This window comes from Bacillus sp. PS196 (assembly GCF_037963555.1).
Taxonomy (GTDB): domain Bacteria; phylum Bacillota; class Bacilli; order Bacillales; family Bacillaceae; genus Bacillus; species Bacillus subtilis.
In genome coordinates, this window is record NZ_CP150159.1 from 3,155,560 (window position 1) to 3,175,732 (window position 20,173).

Consider the following 20,173-nt stretch of genomic DNA (forward strand, 5'->3'; position numbering starts at 1 on the left):
TGACCGTATATTTCATACATAGCGCATTTTTCAATTGAGAACGAGAAAAGGAGGTCTTATCTTTGCAGCTCTTACATCTTGCTATTTTATCGCCTTTTTTATTTGCTTTTATCATTCCCTTCTTGGCAAAATACGCAAAAAGAGTGCATACGGGCTGGTTTGTGTTGATCTTGCCCGTCTTGCTGTTTATATACTTTCTCCCAATGATCAGGATGACACAATCTGGAGAAACACTTCGATCGGTATTAGAGTGGATTCCGTCACTCGGCATTAACTTTACCGTTTATATAGACGGCCTCGGGTTATTATTCGCTTTACTGATCACAGGCATTGGCTCTTTGGTCACTCTTTACAGCATTTTTTATTTATCGAAAGAAAAAGAACAGCTTGGGCCCTTTTATGTCTACTTATTGATGTTCATGGGCGCCATGCTCGGCGTCGTTCTAGTAGACAATGTCATGGTTCTCTACATGTTCTGGGAGCTTACAAGCCTTTCATCCTTTTTGCTGATCGGCTATTGGTATAAGCGGGAAAAGTCGCGCTATGGCGCAGCCAAATCACTTTTGATTACGGTCAGCGGCGGGCTGTGCATGCTCGGCGGATTTATTCTCCTTTATTTGATAACGGATTCCTTCAGTATTAGAGAGATGGTTCATCAGGTTCAATTAATTGCCGGCCACAAATTGTTTATCCCGGCTATGATTCTCATTTTATTAGGGGCTTTTACGAAATCAGCGCAATTTCCTTTTTACATCTGGCTCCCTGACGCGATGGAAGCTCCGACGCCTGTCAGCGCTTATCTCCATTCAGCTACTATGGTAAAAGCCGGCATTTATGTGATTGCGAGATTCAGTCCTATTTTCGCCTTTTCAGCTCAGTGGTTTTGGATCGTGTCCCTCGTTGGCCTTTTTACGATGGTTTGGGGTTCATTCCATGCCGTGAAACAAACTGATTTAAAATCGATTTTGGCGTTTTCAACCGTCAGCCAGCTCGGCATGATCATCTCCATGCTTGGAGTCAGTGCTGCGGCCCTTCATTACGGCCATACAGAATATTATACAGTTGCCGCTATGGCTGCCATTTTCCATTTGATCAACCACGCTACCTTTAAAGGAAGCTTGTTTATGGCAGTCGGGATTATCGATCACGAAACAGGCACACGGGATATCCGGAAGCTAGGCGGCCTGATGGCGATTATGCCGATTACATTTACCATTTCCTTAATCGGGACATTTTCAATGGCCGGCCTACCGCCGTTTAACGGATTTTTGAGTAAAGAAATGTTTTTCACAAGCATGCTTCGCGTGACACATTTTGACCTGTTCAACGTGCAGACATGGGGCGTTCTGTTCCCTCTTTTCGCCTGGATCGGAAGTGTATTTACGTTTATCTACAGCATGAAATTGCTGTTTAAAACATTCAGAGGAAATTACCAGCCTGAACACCTTGAAAAACAGGCTCACGAAGCGCCTGTCGGCATGCTCGTACCACCGGTCATTCTTGTCGCTTTGGCTGTCAGTCTCTTCTTTTTCCCGAATATATTGTCGTACACCCTGATAGAGCCTGCGATGAACTCAATCTATCCGACACTGCTTGCCGGCCATGAGAAATTCCACGTTCACATTTCACAGTGGCATGGGATTACAACGGAATTGCTCATGACTGCGGGTATTGTTGTGATCGGAACAATTGGTTATTTGTCGCTGAATAAGTGGAAAGGAATCTATAAACTGTTTCCTTCGAAACTCACACTCAACCGGTTATACGATAAGCTTTTGACTCTGATGGAGAAAGGCTCTTACCGGATCACAAAACAATATATGACCGGGTTTTTAAGAGATTATTTGCTGTATATCTTCGCTGGTTTCATCATTCTGATAGGCGGAGCTTTTGCCATTAAAGGCGGATTTTCATTTAAAACGGAAGGCATGGCTAAAATCGGTGTATACGAAATCATTTTGACGCTTGTCATGATCAGCGCCACAGTGGCGACTGTTTTTGCTAGGTCAAGACTGACGGCGATCATTGCACTCGGTGTTGTCGGTTATACGCTTGCATTGTTTTTTGTCATTTTCAGAGCGCCGGACTTGGCATTGACTCAGCTCGTCATTGAAACGATTTCTGTGGCACTGTTTCTGCTTTGCTTCTACCATTTGCCGAAACTGAGGCTGAAAACAAAAACGAGAACGTTCCGGATGACGAATTTTATCATTTCTTTAGGCGTCGGTGTTATCGTTACTCTGCTCGGCATCGCATCCTCAAGCCAGCGGACAAAAGACAGCATTGCGTCCTTCTTTGTCAAACACAGCCACGATCTCGGCGGAGGGGATAATGTCGTCAATGTCATTCTCGTTGATTTCAGGGGATTTGATACAATGTTTGAAATTACGGTATTAACGATAGCCGCTCTCGGCATTTACAGCATGATTAAAACAAAAGTAAAAGAGGAGGGGAAAAGCGGTGAATGAACAAAAAACAAATGACTTGATTCTTCAAACCGCGACAAAGCTTGTATCCTTTATCATTTTGCTTTTCTCTTTCTATTTATTTTTATCAGGGCATAACGCGCCCGGAGGAGGCTTTGTCGGCGGACTGATCACGTCCTCTTCCATCGTTCTCTTGCTCTTGGCGTATGATTTAAAAACCGTGCGTTCCCTTTTGCCGGTCAATTTCATTTATGTCGCGGGAGCCGGCCTTCTGCTCGCTGTATTAACAGGCGTTGGCTCCTTTGTCTTCGGGGCTCCTTTTTTAACCCACACATTCGGATACTTTCAGCTGCCGATCCTTGGGAAAACGGAGCTCGCCACAGCGACGATATTTGATTTAGGCGTTTATCTTGTTGTCGTAGGCATAACGATGACCATTATTCAAACGATTGGAGAGGAAGAATAATGGAAATCTTAATGGCTGTATTAGCCGGTATTATTTTTATGGCTGCTACGTATTTGCTGCTGTCTAAAAGCCTGCTTCGCGTCATTATCGGAACAGCACTGTTAAGCCATGGCGTTCATTTAATGCTTTTGACTATGGGAGGGTTAAAGAAAGGCGCCGCTCCGATTTTGAGCGAGCATGCCAAATCATTTGTCGATCCGCTTCCGCAAGCCCTGATTTTGACCGCAATTGTCATTTCTTTTGGCGTTACATCATTCATCCTCGTCATGGCCTTTCGCGCTTATCAGGAATTGAAATCGGACGATATGGATCAAATGAGGGGAAATGATCAACATGAATAATTTTGTTATTTTGCCAATCCTGATCCCGCTTTTGTCGGCTATTCTTCTGATTTTCATGACGAAGAATCTTATGCTCATGAGAATCTTCAGCACGGCGGCATCGGCCATCGGGATTGTGATTAGCGGCATACTTGTACAGACTGTCTTCACAAAAGGTATCCAGACACTCAGCTTAGGCGGCTGGAAAGCGCCGTACGGCATTGTGCTCGCCGCAGACCAATTCGCCAGCCTGCTCGTTCTCACAACAGCGGTCATCGGTTTATTGGTTGGGCTTTATTCCTTCCGTTCCGTCGGTGAAAAACGGGAGCGCTCCTTTTACTACTCCGGCGTTCAGTTCTTGCTTGCCGGTGTCAGCGGAGCGTTTTTAACAGGCGATTTATTTAATATGTACGTATTTTTTGAGCTTCTGCTTATTGCTTCCTATATGCTGATTGTATTAGGCGGCACAAAAATTCAGCTGCGGGAATCCCTTAAATATATTGTGTTTAATATCGTATCGTCTGCCCTGTTTGTCATAGGGGTCGGCTTTTTATACGCTGTAACCGGTACGTTAAACATGGCGGATCTTAGCGTGAAAATCAGCGAATCAGGACAAACCGGGCTGATCACTGTGATTGGTGTCCTGCTGCTTTTGGTATTTGGCATGAAGGGCGGAATCTTCCCCCTCTACTTTTGGCTTCCAGGCTCTTATTACGCGCCACCGGCGGCAATCTCCGCGTTGTTCGGCGCTTTGCTGACAAAAGTCGGGTTATATGCGATTACGAGGGTTTTCACATTGATTTTTATTCACGATACTGCCTTTACCCATCAGCTGATGATTTGGCTGGCGGCGCTGACTGTGATTTTCGGTGTGATCGGTTCACTCGCTTATTCGAATGTCATGAAAATTGTGATCTATAACATTATTACCGCTGTCGGCGTGATTTTGTTCGGTGTGGCAGTACACACCCCCGCATCCATTCAGGGCGCGATCTACTATCTGATTCACGATATGCTGATTAAGGGCGCTTTGTTTATGCTGGCAGGTACGCTGATCGCATTGACTGGAACCGCGAGCCTGCATAAAATGGGCGGGCTGATCAAACGCTATCCTGTTCTTGGATGGATGTTTTTCATTTCCGCTATTTCTCTTGCAGGCATTCCGCCACTGAGCGGATTTGTCGGCAAATTTAAAATTGCGGAGGGCGGCTTCGCAGAAGGTGAATTTACGATATCCATGCTGATTCTGCTTTCAAGTCTGCTCGTACTGTACTCTGTGCTGAGGATCTTTATACATGCGTTTTGGGGCGAAGAAAAAGAAACGCCAAAACCAAATCATCGAACAGCTAAAGGACTTCTTTATCCGGCAGCTATTTTTCTCTTGCTGTCTCTTCTCTTCGGGTTGGGTACAGAATGGGTGTCGCCTTACGTTGATCAAGCGGCCGAGACGCTGCTGAATCCGGAAAAATATATCGAAGCTGTTCTGAAGGAGTAGATCGCATGGCATTTCAAATTTTATTAAATGTGTTTCTCGCTTTTTGCTGGATGTTCTTAAGCAACAGTCCAAGCGCCGCAGGATTCATTACAGGCTATATTCTGGGCATGCTCTCTCTCTTTTTCTTCCGGCGCTTTTTCACTCGCCAGTTTTATCTATGGAAATTGATTTCTATCATCAAGCTCTGTTTCATTTTTATAAAGGAACTGTACCTTGCCAATGTCAGTGTGATGAAATCAGTCTTATCTCCAAAACTGAATATCAGACCGGGTATTTTTGCTTTTAAAACTGAACTGACGAAGGACTGGGAAATCACCCTGCTTTCTCTGCTCATTACATTAACGCCGGGAACCTTGGTGATGGATATTTCAGATGACAGAACAATACTTTATATTCATGCAATGGATATCGAGGATGCGGAAAAAGCGATTTTTGACATTCGGGAGTCATTTGAAAAAGCCATACAGGAGGTGAGCCGGTGATGTTTACGCTGATCCTGCAAATCGCGCTCGGCATTATGGCAGTGTCTACCTTTTTGTATGTCATTCGTGTCATTAAAGGGCCGACTGTGCCTGACCGGGTGGTGGCTCTGGATGCAATCGGCATCAATCTGATCGCAATCACGGCGCTTGTCTCCATTTTGCTGAAAACAAGTGCGTTTTTGGATATTATTTTGTTGCTGGGGATTTTATCGTTTATCGGAACGATCGCATTTTCCAAGTTCCTGGAGAAAGGAGAGATTATCGAAAATGATCGAAACCGCTAAAGTCGTTGTGGCTGTATTCATATTGCTGGGAGCTCTTGTATGCCTCATTGCTTCATTTGGCGTACTTCGCCTTCCCGATGTGTTTACACGCGCTCATGCTGCTTCTAAAGGCTCAACATTAGGTGTCAATATGATACTGCTCGGTGTCTTCTTCTATTTGTGGTTTGTGACGGGGGAGCTCTCCGCTAAAATCCTGCTTGGGATTCTCTTTATCTTTATTACGTCGCCTATCGGCGGGCACTTGATCTGCCGTGCTGCGTATAACTCCGGCGTCAAGCTTGATGAGAGAAGCGTACAGGATGACTATAACGGAATCAGAAACTTTGTGATTAAACGAAAAGAGGATTCTTATCTATAAAAATAATAGCAGCCGGACAGGCAGAGTTCCGGCTGTTTTTTTATTTCTTGATGACAGCCAGCGTGCATCTGGATATACAGATCAGCCTCTCTTGCTCGTCATATATGTGAATGTGATAGACAATCGTCGTTCTGCCGATATGAACGGGCTCGGCTATCGCCTTTACCGTTCCTTCCTTTACAGATTTTAAATGGTTGGCGTTAATCTCCAAACCGACACAAGCCTGTGTTGAATGATCAATCAGGTTCTGTGCACCTGCGCTCGCCGCTGTTTCCGCCAAGGCCACTGAAGCGCCCCCATGCAAATATCCGAACGGCTGAACCGTCCGATGATCCACCGGCATGACCGCAACGCATCGTTCCGCTGTGTTTTCAACAATCTCTATACCAAGCGCTTCAAGCAATGTGTGTTTCGTATCCATCATCTACACCCCCAACATTTAAAGTACACCGTCTGATTTCGCAATCAAAACCGCTTCCGTCCGTGAACCGACATTCAGCTTATTGAAAATCGATGTCAAGCTGTATTCAATGGACCGCTTGCTTAAATGAAGGGCATCTGCGATTTCTTGGTTTGTAAATCCCTTTTCAACTTCTTGAAGAATCAGGCATTCTCTAGGTGTGAGCACATCTTGTTCTTTTTGAGAGGAAGGAGCCGGCTTTGTTTTTTGCTGAGTCATCAGCTGTTTAAAGTAAGCAAAATCGACTAAAATTTCTCCGTTGAGTACGTGGTATATGTATTGGGTGATCTTTTCTTTAGATTCCGTTTTGCTGATGGCACCGTGCAGACCCGCACGAATCGCTTCCTCGAAATAATCCTCGACCTCATAACCGGTATACACGATAATTTTACAATGAGGATTCTCTTGTAAAATCTGTTTAGAAAGCTCCATCCCATTGACCTCGCCGCCTAAATTCAGATCCATTAAAATGAGATCATATGACGAGAAATCATGCTGCTTGATAAACTGTTCACTCGGTTCAGGACTGAGACAATCAACAGATAAATTCGAATCCGTTTCCAAAATTGTCTTGGTGCCTTCCATGACAGCCGGATGGTCATCAATCACTAGTATCTTTTTCATGTTTTCCTCCCTTTTACTCACTCTTTTCCATTTTATAAAAAAGACTTGGCCTGTGCCAAGTCGTTTCCGTTATAAATCCATTACAATTCGATTTCAATATCAGCCTTAAAGCCCTTTCCTTCACTTGTTTCAATCCGAAGGCGCCCATCTAAAGCCCTGACTCTCTCCTTAATGCCAGAAAGCCCCATGCTCATGGAATGCTCAGTATTCTTTTCCTGATCAAACCCAACGCCATCGTCCTCATAATGAAGAACGATTTTGTTTTGAATACTGATGAGCATAATCAGCACATCCGTCGCCTGAGAGTGCTTGACCGCATTAGACAGAAACTCTTGAATGATCCGGTACAAATTCAGCTGCGAATCCAGATCAAGGGAAGCCGTAAATCTCCCGGTATTTAAACGGATATGAAACGGAACCCGCTCCTGCTGCTGCGCCACCAGCTTCGACAGCGCCTTCACCAATCCGAGATCATACAGAAGCTGCGGCCGCAGCTCATGACACGTCTCCCTCGTCATCGAAATCACATCAGACATCTGCTCATTCATCTGTACAAGCTTGTCCTGCACCTCTTCACGGCACGGATTATCATCCTTCTTGAAATCACCCAAAAACAGCTCACACTGGCGTTTTAAGGAAATCAAATCCTGAAGAACCGAATCGTGGAGATCGCGGGCGAGATCGGAGCGTTGTTTTTCCTCGATCGTGTACATGAGTTTTTTGAGCCATACGGGGTTGGATTCTTGTTGTTTTAAATCCTCAAGATGCACCATCAATTCCTCTATTTTCATCACGTTTTCCAATGAAACATTTGTATAAAACGCTAATGTTTGGAGCCATGCAATTTCATCTCTTGTTAATTTAAAAGTATTATAACTTGAGAAACAGAGTACTAAAAATGATTTGTCTCCTCGTTCACCTATTTTAATAATAAAACCTTGTTTAAACTCTTTAATTTTGCCGATATCACCAGTAAAATTTTTCACATATTGCTCATGATTTTTATAAGTGAGATCTTTAAAGTTATTCTTGCTAAGGAGAGTAATTTCTCCTTTTGAATTATCATACACACAAGCATTATCTATATTTAATACATCTAAGATTGTATTCTTAAAGTGATTAAGTACTTGATCTACTGATGATGCTTGCTTTATTAATTGAGTAAATTTAAAAATCCCATCTTGATAATTAAATTTTTCAGTAAATCTTTTTAACTTGAAACGAAAGTCAATAATCTCTTTAAAGTAAAAAACGGCAAACATAAGCACATATATTGCAATTGTTAGTTTAACTAAATAAAAGATATCCTTTGGTTGCTGAATGTAATTAAAGATGGTCACTACGATAATAGTAGGTGTAATGGCTAAAAAACCGTAGTACTTAAGCCGCCCCACAACAAAGTCGATATTATAAAGTCTATTAGTCATAAATTGATATACTAAAGAAAAAGGTATAACAAGTGTAAAAGCAGCCAAACTAAAAGGTGAGACATACTTCTCCAAAAACACATATGGAACAGCAAAAAAGACAATAAACGGACTGAAAGAAAAGATATTTGTATAAGCAAGGACTTTCAAAATTGACTTTTGCTCTTTTTGTTTAAATTTTCTTATCCCTTTATGGATAAGAATCGATACAGTAAGAACTAGGACAAAAAATGAAATCAAATTCAGATTAGACAAAAAAGCCGAAGATTTTAATCTATTACTCAGAACGTCCTCTAATAAAAGATTTATTAGCGGGAGCATATACATAATGATTAAAATCTTCTTTTCGAATAACTTTGTTCCTAATTCTATAAAGTATTTATATATAAAATGAATATATAACACCGGACAGCTGACTAAAGTAAGAACAAGCAGGTAAGTGCTTATCTCTTCACCTCTTCTTGCCCCGCATGCACTTACATACGCTACTGATACAAATAACAAAAATAATATTAAAATATAAGCAGAAGTTGATTTTCTTACTTTATTTATTCTATAAATAAAAAATATACAAAATAAACAGATTGAATAAGATATTACAGGAATGAGATACATAAATAAATTTTCTTCACTGATTAGGCTTACATTTTGTAAATGAAATGATTTATTATCTCTCTCAACAATTAAACTTTCTACATTGACCAATCTTCCACTTTTTAATTGAATATCACTGCCTTTCTCCCCATTTACTTCAAGAATGATATCTCCCTTTTTCACACCTGAATAATATTCATCTGTATAATCTAAAACATTAGTGACCTCTAACTTACCCTGTTCATTTATCTTTACATCCGCACCTACGAAGATGTTAAAAGCAAAGCTATACGAGAGGTATATAACATAAATAAAACTTAAAATGATAAAAACTAGAGACAAATATTTATAGACGTTAATATATCTGTACATCACATCATCCCGTAATTAAATCAAACTTTTTCTTTTATCATCCTCAAAAAAATTACTAATAGCTTCTATTGGAGGCCACTTGCTTGTTCTTGGCACCTCTCCTTGTTCAAACGCGTATAATATTGCTTTCTTTTCTTTTTCATTTATATTTAGCAAGGTTAAGTTCCCATTCTTAAATTGATCAAACGCTTCCGGGTTGTTTACTAGATGGCTAATGATTTTATCAATATGTTTCAAATTAAATCCCCCTTAATAATTGAATAAGTAATTTATTTTTTCTTTGTTCATCTAATCTCAGTTTTTTGAATGATTCCTTAAAATTTTCCACTGCTAAATTTTTTATAACATTCAAATATTGTATTACACCTGATTCTCTTAACTTTCCCTTCAAATCTTCCAAATTATTTATCATATGATTTTCTTGCGCATAAAAATTTAATAAGTCAATTGATGATTGGTTAAATTTATTTTTAAGATAATTGAAGGCAAGCGTATGTCTAGTTTTGAAGTCATTATTGTTAGGGTAATAAAGTCCATAGTGATCATTTGCAATTTGCTCGACTACACCTAAATAACGTGAATACTCCTCAACTGTTTCATTACATTCTCCAGTTGCCAGATATACACCAAGAATACTGGGCAATGTTACCAGAGAACCCGACTTAAGTTTAATCATTTCAATATACTCTGATTCTGATGAGGCTGTTAAATTCAAATCTACATGTTGTCCTTGTAAAGATTGGAGTGAATATTGCAAAGTAAGGCTTAAAAGTTTTGGATGATTTGAGACTGAACCTATTACCTGCAGACTTAATGTATAAAGTGCGGTAGCTGCGTTAGTTGCTATAGAAGGATCTAATTTCATCCAAGAAGCCTGAAGATTGTCCTTATCCTCAATATCGTCAAAAATGTCCGCAGATAAAATTAAAAGTTCTATACCTGACGCCAATAACTCAATTGCTTTGTCGTTTTTTCCATCAAATGCTATGTAATGGTAATAAGCCAGTTCTGCAAATGAAAATTGTTTTTTTTCTTCGATAAAAGAAATGAGCTTCACTTTTAAGTCCTCATTTAAAATATTTTCATCTACAATCTCCTTCATTTTCTCCTTGATCCGGACAGAATCTAAACATATCTGCTCAATAACGACTTCCCCCCTCCCATTCCATTTTACTAAATGGGACATTTAAAGGACAGCAGGTTTTTCGTTTTTTAACAATCATATAATACTTTATCCATTTATTGTATCGGTAGAACGAAAAAAAAGACTTGTTTCCAAGTCTTTTTCACGAAATTTTCATTGCATAATTGTATTTATCGAGTTGATCAATGCTTTTGTTAATGTTTCGTAATGAATCTGTCGTTTCTTTAATATCAAGTTCGAGTCGGAATAACAATTGTTTTACTTCTTCAAGTTTCTTTTCCATCGTTTCCACACTCCTTTTTTGAAAGATCAATGAATTGTGTATGGTGAACGAGTCCTAGGTATTTGATCTGTTACTAATAGTGTATCTGCTTTCGGCTTATTTTTCACCGAAAAGTATACAAAAAAGTCCTGCGTGACACCGCAAATCTAAATAGGTCCTTATACTCAAAGGAATCACAACAAGAACGGGACTATCTTTCTGTGTGAAAGAGCGTTTATATGTGCTGAAATTGAGAAAGATTCTTAATCTCCTTGATTTTAACGGGTTTCGCATTTTCACTAAGCAAGACTATAGTCCTTCATACCGTATTTTCAAAATTGAATATGCGATTCTTGGCGTTTCCTGACCGACAAACACCGAAAAAGACCGCAACGCTAAAGTTGTGGCCTTTTCGCTTTGTCATATTCGGCAATTAGGGATCTATACATATAGAAACATCCTTTTTTGCGAGGTGCTCCCATGAGATATCGTTATCCCTGGTTTTACGTGTATCCGTATGAGGTACGCCGTCCGCCCGCTCCTGCCAACAATATTGATACCTTTATCCGTTCAGCGAGGCAGGCCGCAGGGATATTTGCGGATGCCCAGCTCGTTCTCGGCCGCATTGCGGGCTCGCGGGAGCTCTCGCGCCGCATTCTGACCGCAGCCGAGCAGTCCGATAAACAAACCATCAAGCGCCTGATCAAACAAATGGGCGTCCGGCATGAAGTGGATACGGTCTTTAATCCCGACGGCATCTATATCAGCCTTATCGGAACGCAAAGCCGAATCATTCTTGCTTTGCGGTGGTCAGAGGACCGCAATCATTTTGCGTCCATAAGATTATGACACCATTCCAGAGCCTCAAGATAACATTCATACGCTTCTTCTTTGTCGAGTTGATTGTCTAATTCCGAGCAAGTGTCCCAGTTGTTGCTTTCAATTAATTTCACAAGCTCAAGCATTTGGTAGTAGTCGTTTTGATGGCCTAATAATGCTTGCCCGACTTCATCTTTTAAAGGCAATTCTTGAACAATTTCCTCTATTTCTCTATGCAGGAGGGTGTCTATGAGAGAAAACATTCCGATCAGCATATAAGAAGCTGGCTGCGGCCGGGATGTCTTTCTCGCCAGCAGTTCGCAAAGCTTTGCTCTTATCAGAGAAATCTTAATGATTTCGTGCTTGCTGGAATGCCCTTTCCTGCTTAAATCCTTAAAGGAAAGAATATATATCCACCGTTTGATTTCATTAAATCCCAGCAGCATAATGGCCTGTTGAATGCTTTCAATTTTCTGGCTCAAACGGCTGTGGGATGAGTTTAAAAATTTTAAAATTTGATAGGACAGTGATAAATCCCGCTCTATGTACTCTGTCACACGCTTTATGTTAGGCTGCTCTTTACTCAGTTCGTTAAGCAGTTCATAGTAAGAATAGAAATGAGTCGATAGGTCATGCCCGCTGATGATGCGCGGCTCGCTGAAAAAGTAGCCTTGGAATAATTGAAAGCCGTCTTGGACCGCCTGTTTATATTCTTTTCGGGTCTCTACTTTTTCCGCTAAAAAAATCAGGCCGCGGCAGCCGTAGGTTTGCAAAATTGTTCTGCGTTCCATTCGTGTTGTTTTGAGAAAATCAATTTTCAATATATCAATATAGCTCATGAGTTTTTCCAGTAAGTCCTCATCTTGCGGATTTATTGCATAAAAATCATCAAGCGCCAGCATATACCCCATTTTTTTCAATTCTTTGCATCTAGAAATGAGGGCCGGCGTGATCGGTATATCTTCAAGGATTTCAATGACAAGCTGTTTCGGATTGAAGGAGGTGGGAAGATTCGAAAACATCAGGCTTTCCGTAAAATTAACAAAACAGCGTTTCCCTTCCGTCAGCTTCTCAATTCCGATGTTTAAAAAGCTGTTGATCACCAAATCTGTTGTTGCCTGATCGCCGTCTTTAGCGCTATACACGTTCTCTTCGCTTTCTCTATACAGCAGTTCATAAGCAACAACCTGTTCTTTTCTATTAAAAATAGGCTGTCTTGCAACAAACACCCTCATTGATTTATCCCCCTTACAATACGCGCGGCTTTCACCCCTAAGTATATCAAATAATTTGACGAAAATTGTCTAAACATGAAAAATAATATATACATAAAGAAAACTGGCCCTTCGCGAATGAAAGGCCAGTTTTTCTTTATTCTTCCTCAAGCTCTTCTTCAATTCTGCTTTTCACTTCGTGGATCCGCTGCATTTTATTGCTCCAGCAGTCCTCGCTTAAATCAACCGGGTATTCCTCCGGCTTGCTGATTCTCTTATATTCCTCCCAAAGCAGGCTGAGGTTATCCTGCACATACTGCTGTATGTCTGAAATCTCAGGGTTTTGGTAGCAAAGAATACCCTTCTCAAAAATCAGCTCATGAAGATCCTTCGCATAAAAATTCGTGACAAATTTGCTGATGAATGTATGAACCGGGTGGAACATTCTGAGCCGCTTCTGATCATTCACCTGCTCATCATAAAGCGCAATATAGTCGCCTTCAGAATGATGGTTGGACTGATTAATAATGCGGTAGACTTTCTTTCTGCCCGGTGTCGTCACTTTTTCAGGATTGGACGAAATTTTGATCGTGTCGACCATTTTCCCGTCTTCTTCAATGGCAACGAGTTTATAAACTGCGCCGAGAGCCGGCTGGTCATAGGCAGTGATCAGCTTCGTACCGACACCCCAGACATCAATGCGCGCTCCCTGAGCCTTTAAATTCATAATGGTGTGCTCATCCAAATCGCTTGAAGCAATCACCTTCGCATCTGTAAATCCTGCTTCATCAAGCATTTTCCGGGCTTTTTTTGACAGGTACGCCAAATCGCCGCTGTCCAGACGGATGCCAATGAAATTAATGCGGTCGCCGAATTCCTTGGCAACCCTAATCGCGTTCGGCATGCCTGAACGCAGCGTGTCATACGTGTCAACTAAGAAGACGCAATCCTTATGTGTTTCCGCGTATTTTTTGAAAGCTGTATATTCATCGCGGTAAGCCTGCACAAGCGCATGCGCATGTGTGCCGGAAACCGGGATATTAAAGCGCTTTCCGGCTCTTACATTGCTTGTCGCGCTAAAGCCGCCGATTAAGGCTGCTCTCGCTCCCCACATGGCCGCATCCATTTCGTGCGCCCGTCTTGTTCCGAATTCAAGCGCAACTTCATCACCAATGACGCCTTTAATCCGGGCAGCCTTTGTTGCAATTAATGTTTGATAGTTCACAATGTTGAGCAAAGCTGTTTCAATCAGCTGCGCTTCTACCAGGGGTGCCTCCACCCTCATAATCGGCTCATTGTTAAAAACGAGCTCTCCTTCTTTCATGGAGTAAAGTGAACCTGTAAAAGATAAGCCGCGCAAATATTCAATAAAATCTTCATGATACCCGAGTTCATCCTGTAAATAACTCAAATCGCTATCCGTAAACTTGAAATTTTCCAAGTATTCAATGGCTTTTTCCAAGCCCGCAAATACGGCATAGCCATTTTCAAACGGAAGCCTTCTGAAAAACAGCTCAAAAATCGCTTTCTTTTCATGAATGCCGTCTCTCCAGTACGTTTCCGCCATATTGATCTGATAAAGGTCTGTATGTAATGACAGGCTGTCATCTTTAAATCCGTACTCTAACACTGTTTTTCCCCTTCCTTACTCTGCCACTTGCGCTCCGATGCTGTTTGCAAAATGGGAAAGAGCCCATGCGTGCCCCTCCTGATTAAAGCTGGCAACAGCTTGTTTATGCACAACAATCCGAAAACCTTTGTTATATGCGTCAACAGCTGTATGCAACACACAAATATCTGTGCAGACACCGGCAAGGTGCAGTTCGCCAATCTGCCGCTCTCTGAGTTTGAGCTCTAAATCAGTTCCCGCAAAAGCAGAATATCTCGTTTTTTCCATGTAGTAAACATTAGGCTCATGTTCATGTTTCTGATATAGAGGCAAAAGCTTTCCGTACAGATCTTTTCCTTCCGTGCCTTTTATATTATGCGGAGGAAAAAGACGGGTTTCAGGGTGATATTGATCCCCTTCATCATGAGAATCTACTGCTAATACGACGTAATCACCGTTTGTGATGAATTCTTCAGTTAAATTGACGATCGCCTCTTCAATCATTCTGCCGGGCTCCCCGCAGGTCAATTTTCCGTCACTCGCCACAAAATCATTCGTATAATCAATACAAATAAGTGCTTTTTTCATAGCCGGCCTCCCCGCCATCAGTATGAGAACATTATATCTTATCTCCAGTTGTAAGTGAATTGCCATGAACAAAAAGACAAACGGTCCGTTTGTCTCTTACGATTTCAGCACTGACCGATTATAAATGTCGTCCTGAATATATATCAATTCACGATTCACAGCGATGTCAGCCGCAATGACGATGCCTAAAGGCGTATGAAACTGAAGATCAGATACAATCTTGAAGGGCACTCCGTACCGGTTCGCCATTTGGATATAAGGAGAGTAAGACTGGTATTGAAGCTCTCCATTAATCAAAAGGGTGACGTTATGGCTGTTTTTCAGCTCGTGCTCCGCCTCTTTATACGGTTTGCTTCTAAGCACCTGTCCTTTCGTCAGTGCCAAAACGACTCTTTCTCTTAAAGAGCCTAAAAACAAATGGCGCTCGTCAGGCTTTGTCTCCAAAGGCCCATACATTCCTTGCTGCAAATAGAGATCCATTTTATCTTCACTCAAAAGCCTGTCCTCCCGTCTTGTTTGTCTTCATTATCACCTGATCAGGCAGGAGCTAAACTTTCAAGCGCCGTTTACATTTCTGTTACCCAATGAATGATTTTTTTGGCCAGCTCACCAGCAGGGGTTTCCTCTGTATGCCGGCGCAACGACGCTTCCAGCCGTTCAGGCAGAGTTGCTTTATCTTCTTCATAGGAAATGATCGTGCTCCACTCCAGCTGCGGTACCGCTACAAGCGTGCGCAGTTCTTTTCTGTTTTCATGCAGATACACGTCCGTGATCATTCCGGTTTGCGTATTGATATTTGCTTTTCTGATTTTCATAACATGACCTCTCTATTTAAAGACTACCCATATTATACAATAAAAAAGCAACAGCCTCTTGTGAAAAGGCTGTTACCCGTTAAACGAAACTGTTTCATCAGTGATATCGGCATCTTTGAAGAGAGTTTTACTCGTTTGGTTGTTAATCTTCACAAAATCACCAAGCTGAAATGTGCCTGACCCCGCCCCTGAATGAGCGACGCTTTTGGGCGAAATCGCAAATACGTCTCCAAAGCTTGCCGCGGCATTACCCGTAACTGACATGATATAAATCGGCCCCACAATTGCAGGCATTTCCCCACCTCCGCATTGATTTACAGCATCATATGCAAGGAGCCGATAATGGTGCCCGCCTATTCAGCTGGCTTTGCGTTTTCCTCGAGTCGTGACCGCTGGCGCAGCTTGATCAAGCGGACAATATTCAGGAAGAACGCCTTCACTACCGCATAAACCGGCACCGCTAAAATCATGCCGAGAATTCCGCCGAAGCTTCCCGCTCCGATTAATAGCAAAATAATCGTAAGCGGATGGGTATTCAGCCGCTTTCCGATCACAAGAGGAGACAGCAGGTTTCCGTCCAGCTGCTGAACGATGACGACCACAATAATCGCAAACAGCGCTTTGGCCGGCGAGTCCATAAAACCGACAATGACAGCCGGCGCGGCACCGAGAAAAGGCCCGACATAGGGAATGATATTGGTAATCGCCATGACAATCCCAAGAATCAGGGCATACGGCAGTCCGGCAATTAAATAGCCGATAAAACACGCTGTCCCGACAAAAAGACAGATTAACAGCTGCCCCTGGAAATATGCCGCAAGCGTATCGGATAAATCTTTAAAAATCTTTAAGCCTTCTGTCCGATAAGAAGCCGGTAGAATTTTTACTGCCAAATGCGGAAAGCGGTGTCCGTCTTTCAGCATGTAAAAAAGGATAAATGGAACAGTAATAATAACAAGCGTGATGTTTGTCACGACACCAAACACCGCAGATAAACTGGACGTGATATTTTGCGGCAGGTTTTGGAGAAAGCTTGTCAATGACTGTTCAATTTTTGATATCGATACATAATCTTGGTTCATCATCCAGGTAAACCATTGAGAATGGGACAAATCCTTTGTCAGCCCCTGAATCTGTTTTATATAATCAGGAAGGTTGTTAAACAGCCCTGTCACCTGTGAGGTGATGATAGGTCCGACTGACGCTGAAATAAAGGCAAGCAAACCGATAAACAGTAAATAGATCAATAGGATGGATAATGTCCGCGGAATTTTTTTCTCAAGCAGGCGGACGACCGGATTAAATATGAAATACAAAATTCCCGCAATCAGCATCGGGAAAAACAATGTCGAGATAAAAACAATAAACGGCTGAAATACAAATGAAACTTTTGTTGCTACAAAAATAATCAGCAAAACAAATAAAATCTGCAATGTCCAAAAATGGACTTTTGATTTCAACAAGCTTTGTTCCTCCTAGTTTTTCTTTGTCTGTCAGATAAAAGAACTTATACCCCATCATTGTAACAAAAATGAACTCATATCAGAACTCTTAATATAATGAAAGGAGTGTTGGTGATGAAGGCCGTGACATACGATACAGATTCAGAACTGGCTTATATCTATGTTCTTCCTCCGAAAAAGAACAGGAATGTACGGACTGAGGAGCTCAGAGTCAATGATTGTCTCCTGCTGGATATCAGCCAAGACGGCAAAATCGCCGGATTCGAATGTTTTGGTGAGGCAGCACACCTCTGTGCCCCATTTGCCGGGAAATCCCGGCTATATGTAAAAGATTCAGACGGTTATCATTTTCGGGTCTGCCAGCATGCTTCAGTCCGTTCCTGCTATACGGTGTACGGTGTCACTTTCTGTTTTTCAGATGGTGACTATCAGGAATTTGCCGGCTTTGACCTTGATGGAACAATGTATCTTAGTGCGTTTTTACAGCGCTTAACTGAAAAATAGGACGTCCCGGTGTACGCCTATTTTTCATGCGCAAGCACTGTTAGACCCGCTCACTGTAATCTGGGGTGACGGAAATCATGTGCTGGATTCTGATCAAACAAACAGAATTTCGGGCTCCTTCAATTGTGATATGGTCAGGTTTTACATCGATCAGTCTGCCTCTGACCGTATCTCGTACTGTCTGTATAACGAACCTTGAGCCGATGAGCTTTTTAATGGTCTGATAGACATAAGGATCGACTAAAGAGACCAGTTGCGGACTACCTTGGTTGACCATACTTTTATCCCCTTTGTGTGTTTTATCTCAGCTTATGCCGCGCTTATGGATAATGACACAGGCTTACCTGATAAAACAAAGGGGTGCGGAGATTTTAGGAGAATACGTTTGGAAGCGGGTGTAAAGGAAGTATCGATGAAGCGGAGACAGCGAAGAAAGCTGGGCGCTGTTCCGTACTTATACAGGCTTTATCACGGATGCCTGGGCTTGGTCGATTAATTGGTCCAGCTTTTCTATTTTTTTTCGTGCGGTTGAAGGATCAATTTGGCGGTAATGATGGTGGCCGCCCGGCTCTTCATCCAGTTCGTCCGCTTTTTTGACAATCTGCTGCAGCGTGTTTTTATCTAATTCGCCTTCAGGCAAATAGGAATCTGTATGAAGCAAAATGGCTAGTGCAATCTCTTTTGCCGCTTTCGGTTCCTCGCCAAGCCGAATCAGAAGCTTATGCGCCCGTTCCGCCCCTTTAATGGCATGAATGTCATTTCTTTTGTATTTCTCATAATCCCACTTTCCGTCTGTATACCATTCATAATGGCCGATGTCATGAAGCAGTGCCGCTTTTGCTGCTAAATCAGGATTGATGTCAGCCTTCACAGACAGCCTGTATGCATGATAAGCGCAGGCAATCGCATGTGCCACGCCGGAACGCTGAAGATATTTTTGTGCAATTGGATGGGTGAAAACATCCATTAATGTAACCTTTCTCATGGAAACCCCTCCTTTAGATATTTTTAGAATCCTAACATAATTTGCAGAGAAACTCAATTCTTATGTCACATCATTTTGATCTTCTTATCATCATTGTTATACCCTAAAAGCAACGTTTCAGTCAGTATATGCGGCTGTTCAATAAAATGCGCTGGCTGTAGCCTTTTGTATAAAAAAAAAGAGCAGAAAATATCTGCTCTACAAAAACTCTTTAATATCATAAATGCGGCCGTTTTCCGTCCCTTTTTCTAGTAAAGAAAGCAGCGTGCCGGCAATAAAGTCCGGACTGCGAAGGCTTCCTGTTTCATTTAATTTCCGGAATCGTTCAATGTGGTGGAAATCCTTTTTTGATGAAGAACGGATGACGGCCTGCATCTCAGTGTCCATCACTCCAGGTGAGAACGAAATCATGTTCACCGGCAGCTCTTCATCCTCCTGTTCAAATCCGAATGTCCTCGTAAACATGTCGAGCCCGGCTTTTGAACTGCAATACGCGCTCCATCCCTTATATGGATTTTTGGCGGCTCCTGAAGTAATGTTGACAACCGTCTTTTTGCCGCTGTATGGAGCAAACCGTTTTGTAAACAGCTGACTCAAAAGCACGGGCGCAGTCAGGTTCAGCTGATAATGGCGCTGAAGCTCGTCAAGAGACGCTTCGCCGGCACGTTTGATCGGCGTTACCATTCCGGCGTTATTGACCAGGGTAATACCAGAATAACGATATGGATCGATGGATGAGAGCAATGTTTCAAATTGCTGTTCAACTTCTTCGAGATTGATGAGGTCTATTTGATGCTGCGTTAGTTTTTTGTGAGAGACATCTGTTTTCGTTCTGGATAAGGCATGGACTTCATGCCCCTTTTCTAAAGCCTGTAATGCAATGGCTTGACCCAGCCCTTTTGACGCTCCGGTGATGATATAAAGTTCCATTGGAAACCTCCTTTTCCGTTATTATTGTACGGCACCGCTTTTACACAACACAAGCACGCGGCCTACGCCTTCTTGTTTTCCTGCGCTGTGACTTTTGGGATGAGGAACACGATGCCTGCAATTCCGAGCAGGATCAGTACGACATAGATCATCGGCAGCAGCAATGATGATGTTTCTTGTTCATCTTCTGTTTCCGTTGATGATGTCTTTGTTATTGGTTTTTCTGCAAATGTAATTCCAAGCTGTTTCGACTGGGCCGCAATCGTGTTGGAATCCTCGGCATTTGTTGATGTAAACAAATCTTTTATCAGCTCGGCGTCCTTGTCCTTCGGTTTATCAAAAGTGATATCCTTTTGTTCCTCAGGCAGTTCTGTTTTTTCTTCATAGTAGGTATCTTCATGCAAATAATTCGTATCGATTTCGATGTCTTTTTTCTCATACTGGTTTGGCGCGACATCTGTATTTTCTTCAGTTTGGGCAGCAGCTGCAGAGGGTATGAAAAGGGAAAAGGAGAGCATACAAATCATGATCC

Annotated in this window: 27 protein-coding genes; 10 read left to right on the plus strand and 17 right to left on the minus strand. The window is 42.1% G+C overall.

Annotated features, from left to right (window positions below; genetic code table 11):
- The first annotated feature begins 62 nt into the window (after positions 1–62).
- Genes NST79_RS16485 through mnhG form a run of 7 tightly spaced genes read left to right on the plus strand, consistent with a single transcriptional unit; the run spans position 63 to position 5,831 of the window.
- Positions 63–2,468 (plus strand): Na+/H+ antiporter subunit A, encoded by a 2,406-nt coding sequence (locus NST79_RS16485; protein ID WP_212059002.1) that lies wholly within the window; start codon positions 63–65, stop codon positions 2,466–2,468.
- The gene (locus NST79_RS16490; protein ID WP_003228819.1) at positions 2,461–2,892 is read left to right on the plus strand and encodes a Na(+)/H(+) antiporter subunit B; all 432 of its coding nucleotides are present in this window, start codon (positions 2,461–2,463) and stop codon (positions 2,890–2,892) included. The genes NST79_RS16485 and NST79_RS16490 overlap by 8 nt, the downstream gene beginning before the upstream one ends.
- Positions 2,892–3,233: a Na(+)/H(+) antiporter subunit C gene (locus NST79_RS16495; protein ID WP_003220730.1), complete on the plus strand. Its 342-nt coding sequence runs from the start codon at positions 2,892–2,894 to the stop codon at positions 3,231–3,233. The genes NST79_RS16490 and NST79_RS16495 overlap by 1 nt, the downstream gene beginning before the upstream one ends.
- Positions 3,226–4,707, plus strand: a complete 1,482-nt coding sequence (locus tag NST79_RS16500; RefSeq protein WP_029725869.1) for a Na+/H+ antiporter subunit D — start codon at positions 3,226–3,228, stop codon at positions 4,705–4,707. The genes NST79_RS16495 and NST79_RS16500 overlap by 8 nt, the downstream gene beginning before the upstream one ends.
- 5 nt (positions 4,708–4,712) lie before the next feature.
- Positions 4,713–5,189 carry a Na+/H+ antiporter subunit E gene (locus tag NST79_RS16505; protein ID WP_003228815.1) on the plus strand — a complete coding sequence of 159 codons (477 nt, stop codon included), beginning with the start codon at positions 4,713–4,715 and terminating at the stop codon, positions 5,187–5,189.
- The gene (locus NST79_RS16510; RefSeq protein ID WP_003228814.1) at positions 5,189–5,473 is read left to right on the plus strand and encodes a Na(+)/H(+) antiporter subunit F1; all 285 of its coding nucleotides are present in this window, start codon (positions 5,189–5,191) and stop codon (positions 5,471–5,473) included. Before NST79_RS16505 ends, NST79_RS16510 begins: the two co-directional genes overlap by 1 nt.
- On the plus strand, positions 5,457–5,831 hold the full coding sequence (gene mnhG, locus NST79_RS16515) for a monovalent cation/H(+) antiporter subunit G (RefSeq protein WP_014477830.1): 375 nt from the start codon (positions 5,457–5,459) through the stop codon (positions 5,829–5,831). The genes NST79_RS16510 and mnhG overlap by 17 nt, the downstream gene beginning before the upstream one ends.
- Positions 5,832–5,871: 40 nt before the next feature.
- Here mnhG and NST79_RS16520 read toward each other — a convergent pair whose 3' ends face one another.
- The 6 genes from NST79_RS16520 to degQ all read right to left on the minus strand — a co-directional run bounded on the left by NST79_RS16520 (position 5,872) and on the right by degQ (position 10,735).
- Positions 5,872–6,252 (minus strand): hotdog fold thioesterase, encoded by a 381-nt coding sequence (locus NST79_RS16520; RefSeq protein ID WP_017695528.1) that lies wholly within the window; start codon positions 6,250–6,252, stop codon positions 5,872–5,874.
- 18 nt (positions 6,253–6,270) lie between these two features.
- Positions 6,271–6,915, minus strand: coding sequence for a two-component system response regulator ComA (gene comA, locus NST79_RS16525; protein WP_003220716.1), 645 nt, complete (start codon positions 6,913–6,915; stop codon positions 6,271–6,273).
- 80 nt (positions 6,916–6,995) lie between these two features.
- On the minus strand, positions 6,996–9,308 hold the full coding sequence (locus tag NST79_RS16530) for a histidine kinase (protein WP_198878535.1): 2,313 nt from the start codon (positions 9,306–9,308) through the stop codon (positions 6,996–6,998).
- Between the two features lie 15 nt (positions 9,309–9,323).
- Complete coding sequence (gene comX / locus NST79_RS16535; RefSeq protein WP_014480704.1) at positions 9,324–9,545, minus strand: competence pheromone ComX; 222 nt, start codon at positions 9,543–9,545, stop codon at positions 9,324–9,326.
- A 1-nt stretch (position 9,546) separates the two neighbouring features.
- Complete coding sequence (locus NST79_RS16540; RefSeq protein WP_043858576.1) at positions 9,547–10,410, minus strand: polyprenyl synthetase family protein; 864 nt, start codon at positions 10,408–10,410, stop codon at positions 9,547–9,549.
- 184 nt (positions 10,411–10,594) lie between these two features.
- The gene (gene degQ, locus NST79_RS16545) at positions 10,595–10,735 is read right to left on the minus strand and encodes a degradation enzyme regulation protein DegQ (protein ID WP_003220708.1); all 141 of its coding nucleotides are present in this window, start codon (positions 10,733–10,735) and stop codon (positions 10,595–10,597) included.
- Between the two features lie 220 nt (positions 10,736–10,955).
- Between degQ and NST79_RS16550 the strand changes: the two genes are divergently transcribed.
- Together NST79_RS16550 and NST79_RS16555 are read left to right on the plus strand one after the other, a co-directional pair.
- Complete coding sequence (locus NST79_RS16550; RefSeq protein WP_003228793.1) at positions 10,956–11,081, plus strand: hypothetical protein; 126 nt, start codon at positions 10,956–10,958, stop codon at positions 11,079–11,081.
- A gap of 113 nt (positions 11,082–11,194) precedes the next feature.
- Positions 11,195–11,563 carry a hypothetical protein gene (locus NST79_RS16555; protein ID WP_014477834.1) on the plus strand — a complete coding sequence of 123 codons (369 nt, stop codon included), beginning with the start codon at positions 11,195–11,197 and terminating at the stop codon, positions 11,561–11,563.
- Here NST79_RS16555 and pdeH read toward each other — a convergent pair.
- The 7 genes from pdeH to NST79_RS16590 form a co-directional block, all read right to left on the minus strand.
- Positions 11,539–12,768 (minus strand): EAL and HDOD domain-containing protein, encoded by a 1,230-nt coding sequence (pdeH, locus tag NST79_RS16560; protein ID WP_212059044.1) that lies wholly within the window; start codon positions 12,766–12,768, stop codon positions 11,539–11,541. The genes NST79_RS16555 and pdeH overlap by 25 nt on opposite strands.
- 136 nt (positions 12,769–12,904) lie before the next feature.
- Positions 12,905–14,377, minus strand: coding sequence for a nicotinate phosphoribosyltransferase (locus tag NST79_RS16565; protein WP_003228788.1), 1,473 nt, complete (start codon positions 14,375–14,377; stop codon positions 12,905–12,907).
- Between the two features lie 15 nt (positions 14,378–14,392).
- A complete protein-coding gene (locus NST79_RS16570) occupies positions 14,393–14,944 on the minus strand; it encodes an isochorismatase family cysteine hydrolase (RefSeq protein WP_014477836.1) in 552 nt (183 codons plus the stop codon).
- Positions 14,945–15,040: 96 nt separating this feature from the next.
- Complete coding sequence (locus NST79_RS16575; RefSeq protein ID WP_015251331.1) at positions 15,041–15,439, minus strand: YueI family protein; 399 nt, start codon at positions 15,437–15,439, stop codon at positions 15,041–15,043.
- A 71-nt stretch (positions 15,440–15,510) separates the two neighbouring features.
- Positions 15,511–15,759 carry a YueH family protein gene (locus tag NST79_RS16580; protein WP_003228783.1) on the minus strand — a complete coding sequence of 83 codons (249 nt, stop codon included), beginning with the start codon at positions 15,757–15,759 and terminating at the stop codon, positions 15,511–15,513.
- A gap of 72 nt (positions 15,760–15,831) precedes the next feature.
- On the minus strand, positions 15,832–16,053 hold the full coding sequence (locus NST79_RS16585) for a spore germination protein (protein WP_014477839.1): 222 nt from the start codon (positions 16,051–16,053) through the stop codon (positions 15,832–15,834).
- Between the two features lie 59 nt (positions 16,054–16,112).
- Positions 16,113–17,222, minus strand: coding sequence for an AI-2E family transporter (locus NST79_RS16590; protein WP_029318488.1), 1,110 nt, complete (start codon positions 17,220–17,222; stop codon positions 16,113–16,115).
- A 114-nt stretch (positions 17,223–17,336) separates the two neighbouring features.
- On the opposite strand from NST79_RS16590, the gene NST79_RS16595 reads away from it, so the two are divergent.
- A complete protein-coding gene (locus NST79_RS16595) occupies positions 17,337–17,726 on the plus strand; it encodes a DUF2283 domain-containing protein (protein ID WP_029318487.1) in 390 nt (129 codons plus the stop codon).
- A gap of 40 nt (positions 17,727–17,766) precedes the next feature.
- On the opposite strand, the gene NST79_RS16600 is transcribed toward NST79_RS16595, so the two are convergent.
- The 4 genes from NST79_RS16600 to essA all read right to left on the minus strand — a co-directional run bounded on the left by NST79_RS16600 (position 17,767) and on the right by essA (position 20,159).
- The gene (locus NST79_RS16600; protein ID WP_003220677.1) at positions 17,767–18,003 is read right to left on the minus strand and encodes a YuzF family protein; all 237 of its coding nucleotides are present in this window, start codon (positions 18,001–18,003) and stop codon (positions 17,767–17,769) included.
- A 177-nt stretch (positions 18,004–18,180) separates the two neighbouring features.
- Positions 18,181–18,711: an HD domain-containing protein gene (locus NST79_RS16605; protein WP_003244444.1), complete on the minus strand. Its 531-nt coding sequence runs from the start codon at positions 18,709–18,711 to the stop codon at positions 18,181–18,183.
- Between the two features lie 198 nt (positions 18,712–18,909).
- Entirely contained in the window at positions 18,910–19,641 is a 732-nt protein-coding gene (locus NST79_RS16610; protein WP_151262403.1) for a (S)-benzoin forming benzil reductase, read from the minus strand.
- A 62-nt stretch (positions 19,642–19,703) separates the two neighbouring features.
- Entirely contained in the window at positions 19,704–20,159 is a 456-nt protein-coding gene (gene essA, locus NST79_RS16615) for a type VII secretion protein EssA (RefSeq protein ID WP_015251327.1), read from the minus strand.
- Positions 20,160–20,173: the final 14 nt, after the last annotated feature.

Excerpts from the sequence above, each read along its gene's own strand:
- NST79_RS16540 (WP_043858576.1), bottom strand. The coding sequence starts at position 10,410 with ATGAAGGAGATTGTAGATGAAAATATTTTAAATGAGGACTTAAAAGTG.
- pdeH (WP_212059044.1), bottom strand. The coding sequence starts at position 12,768 with ATGAGGGTGTTTGTTGCAAGACAGCCTATTTTTAATAGAAAAGAACAG.
- NST79_RS16530 (WP_198878535.1), bottom strand. The coding sequence starts at position 9,308 with ATGTACAGATATATTAACGTCTATAAATATTTGTCTCTAGTTTTTATC.
- NST79_RS16510 (WP_003228814.1), top strand. The coding sequence starts at position 5,189 with ATGTTTACGCTGATCCTGCAAATCGCGCTCGGCATTATGGCAGTGTCT.
- degQ (WP_003220708.1), bottom strand. The coding sequence starts at position 10,735 with ATGGAAAAGAAACTTGAAGAAGTAAAACAATTGTTATTCCGACTCGAA.
- NST79_RS16570 (WP_014477836.1), bottom strand. The coding sequence starts at position 14,944 with ATGAAAAAAGCACTTATTTGTATTGATTATACGAATGATTTTGTGGCG.
- NST79_RS16520 (WP_017695528.1), bottom strand. The coding sequence starts at position 6,252 with ATGGATACGAAACACACATTGCTTGAAGCGCTTGGTATAGAGATTGTT.
- NST79_RS16555 (WP_014477834.1), top strand. The coding sequence starts at position 11,195 with ATGAGATATCGTTATCCCTGGTTTTACGTGTATCCGTATGAGGTACGC.
- NST79_RS16585 (WP_014477839.1), bottom strand. The coding sequence starts at position 16,053 with ATGCCTGCAATTGTGGGGCCGATTTATATCATGTCAGTTACGGGTAAT.
- NST79_RS16605 (WP_003244444.1), bottom strand. The coding sequence starts at position 18,711 with ATGAGAAAGGTTACATTAATGGATGTTTTCACCCATCCAATTGCACAA.
- NST79_RS16600 (WP_003220677.1), bottom strand. The coding sequence starts at position 18,003 with ATGGTCAACCAAGGTAGTCCGCAACTGGTCTCTTTAGTCGATCCTTAT.
- comA (WP_003220716.1), bottom strand. The coding sequence starts at position 6,915 with ATGAAAAAGATACTAGTGATTGATGACCATCCGGCTGTCATGGAAGGC.
- essA (WP_015251327.1), bottom strand. The coding sequence starts at position 20,159 with ATGCTCTCCTTTTCCCTTTTCATACCCTCTGCAGCTGCTGCCCAAACT.
- NST79_RS16505 (WP_003228815.1), top strand. The coding sequence starts at position 4,713 with ATGGCATTTCAAATTTTATTAAATGTGTTTCTCGCTTTTTGCTGGATG.
- NST79_RS16595 (WP_029318487.1), top strand. The coding sequence starts at position 17,337 with ATGAAGGCCGTGACATACGATACAGATTCAGAACTGGCTTATATCTAT.
- NST79_RS16495 (WP_003220730.1), top strand. The coding sequence starts at position 2,892 with ATGGAAATCTTAATGGCTGTATTAGCCGGTATTATTTTTATGGCTGCT.
- NST79_RS16610 (WP_151262403.1), bottom strand. The coding sequence starts at position 19,641 with ATGGAACTTTATATCATCACCGGAGCGTCAAAAGGGCTGGGTCAAGCC.
- mnhG (WP_014477830.1), top strand. The coding sequence starts at position 5,457 with ATGATCGAAACCGCTAAAGTCGTTGTGGCTGTATTCATATTGCTGGGA.
- NST79_RS16500 (WP_029725869.1), top strand. The coding sequence starts at position 3,226 with ATGAATAATTTTGTTATTTTGCCAATCCTGATCCCGCTTTTGTCGGCT.
- NST79_RS16580 (WP_003228783.1), bottom strand. The coding sequence starts at position 15,759 with ATGAAAATCAGAAAAGCAAATATCAATACGCAAACCGGAATGATCACG.